Source organism: Streptococcus fermentans (assembly GCF_040888305.1).
GTDB classification, from domain to species: Bacteria; Bacillota; Bacilli; order Lactobacillales; family Streptococcaceae; genus Streptococcus; species Streptococcus fermentans.
This window is the reverse complement of the sequence record NZ_JBFNFG010000018.1, coordinates 1-2,286: the sequence shown is the minus strand read 5'-3', so window position 1 is coordinate 2,286 and position 2,286 is coordinate 1. Positions and strand designations below refer to the sequence as shown.

Here is a 2,286-nt window from a genome sequence, read left to right as displayed (position 1 = left end):
GACCATATGAACAATATACTAGAAGCTACACTACAAATCAAAGATAAAAACATTATTTGGGATAATAATGTTCAAGAGAAGATAAAAAATAGAAAATCTTTCTTTTATTCAGCTACATATACGCATAAACCAGAATTTTGTGCCGTTTGTGGGTGCGTTAGCCAAAATAACAATATAGTTAAAAACGGGACGAAAACTTCTCGTATCACTCTCTGTTCTGTTTCAGGCCTTCCGGCCTACTTAAATCTACGAAAGCAGAGATTTCTCTGTAGAGAATGTGGTTCTTCATTTACTGCAGATACTAGTCGAATTGTAGAAAAATACTGTCATATCTCGAAACGATTAAAAAATGAAATTAAGGCAAAAATAAGTGAAACAGTATCTGAAACATATATTGCCAAAGAAACAAATGTTTCAATTCATACCGTTAGACGTATCATAGATGATACAGCACGATTATTAACGATTAAACCATTACATGATTTACCTGAGCATTTGTGTTTTGATGAATTTAAATCTGTTAAATCTTCCGATAGCAATATGAGCTTCATTATTTGTGATAGCACTACACACAAGTTGGTCGATGTTGTACGAGGTAGAAAATCTTACAGTTTGAAACAATATTTTTATCGTTTTGAGCCTGAGACTAGATTAAAGGTGAAAACTATCTCCATCGATATGTACTTGCCATACATTCAATTAATAAAAGAAATGTTTCCTAACGCAAAAATTATCATTGATCCTTTTCACATTGTACAAGCCTTGAATAGAGAATTAAATCGAACTCGGGTACGTATCATGAATCAGCATCGTTATAAAAATCCTAAATTATATCGAAAGTTAAAACATTATTGGAAGTTAATTTTAAAGAACCCTAATGAACTTCAGAACTATAAATATAATCGTTATAAGCTTTTTGAAAGCTTCATAACAAGTAAAGGAATCGTAGATTATATCTTAGAAAACAATCCATCTCTAAAAAATGATTATGAGGTTGTACATTCACTTCGTGAATGTATACAGGATAGAGATTATATAGAATTCAAGGAAACGATTGAAGCAGCTACGCAATTAGACCTATCTCCTGGTTTAAAAAGAGTATTAAAGACTCTTATGACTTACTTGCCATATATTCAAAATACTTGTGAGTATCCAACTAGAACAAATGGCCCTATTGAAGGAATAAACAATAAAATAAAAGTGCTTAAAAGAAATGCCTACGGCTTTAGAAACTATTACCATTTTAGAAATAGGATTATTTTAATAACAAAAATGTTTGGCCCAAAACAAAAAGGAATTAAGCAACAATTAGTTGCTTAATCCCTTCCTAAATTTCTTCATCAACACTATTTGACAAAGAGCCCTTTTTTAGTGCTCAAAATAGCACTCAATTTTAAATGGATTTGGTGTTCAAAAAATATAATCAAATGCAACAAACTAATTTCATTTTTAATAGGCACAATTAATTTTAGAAGATAGTACGAAAAAATATTGACTGTTTTCTTTAGAATGTGTAAAATTTAGATAGATTATTTAAAGTGAGGTTTTTTTATCTTGTCTATATTAAAGAAGAAATTTAATAAGTTTAGTGTTCTATTGAATCTGGTATTAATAGCTATTATAGCTATTGGAGTGCTATTTTTCTTACCTAAGGAACATAAATCAGAAGTCAAATCGTCAATTAATATCGAAAGTATTGAAAAAGTGAATGAAGTTGTATTTTTGAATGCGGGAATTAATGAAATTATTTCTGAAACAAAAACAACTCAAGTTTTTGGGTTTGATGTGCCGTTCTCTAAAAAAACAGCATTAGTAATTTTAAATTATAAAGCTAAATTTGGGATTAAAAGTAGTGTAAAGATTGAACAAATAGGTGAAAAAGAATATAAGGTTATTGTTCCAAAATTTGAAGTAATTGGTGTGGAACTTTCAAAAGATAATCCTTACAATTTGTATGATGATCATGGAGAGTTGTTAAGTGGGACTACAGAAGATGTTGATACTGGGAAATTGGTCACAAACCAACTTTCTAGTGATAAACAAGCAGAGTATTTAGATAAATTTAAGAGTGAAATTAAAGAATCTGCAATCAATTATTATAAAACAATATTTTCTTCAATGGATTCTGAAGTAAAAGTAACTATAGAATTTACAGAATAATTTTTGAAATACAAAACCCTGACCATCTCTGGTCAGGGTTTTGTGTGGTTCTATAATTTTTAGAGTTGGTGGAAATTTTCTACCAACCCTATTTTAGTGTATACAAAAAGGCCAACATCCATTATA

The 2,286-nt window shown here is 29.6% G+C and carries 2 protein-coding genes; both read left to right on the top strand.

Translation table 11 applies throughout. The annotated features are described in order from the left end of the window. Positions 1–6 precede the first annotated feature (6 nt). Positions 7–1,320: an ISL3 family transposase gene (locus AB2B50_RS09610; protein WP_060955178.1), complete on the top strand. Its 1,314-nt coding sequence runs from the start codon at positions 7–9 to the stop codon at positions 1,318–1,320. 234 nt (positions 1,321–1,554) lie between these two features. Next, positions 1,555–2,160 (top strand): DUF4230 domain-containing protein, encoded by a 606-nt coding sequence (locus tag AB2B50_RS09605; protein WP_060955179.1) that lies wholly within the window; start codon positions 1,555–1,557, stop codon positions 2,158–2,160. Positions 2,161–2,286: the final 126 nt, after the last annotated feature.

Bases quoted from the DNA above. Each gene is read 5' to 3' on its own strand.
- AB2B50_RS09610 (WP_060955178.1), top strand. From the start codon at position 7: ATGAACAATATACTAGAAGCTACACTACAAATCAAAGATAAAAACATT.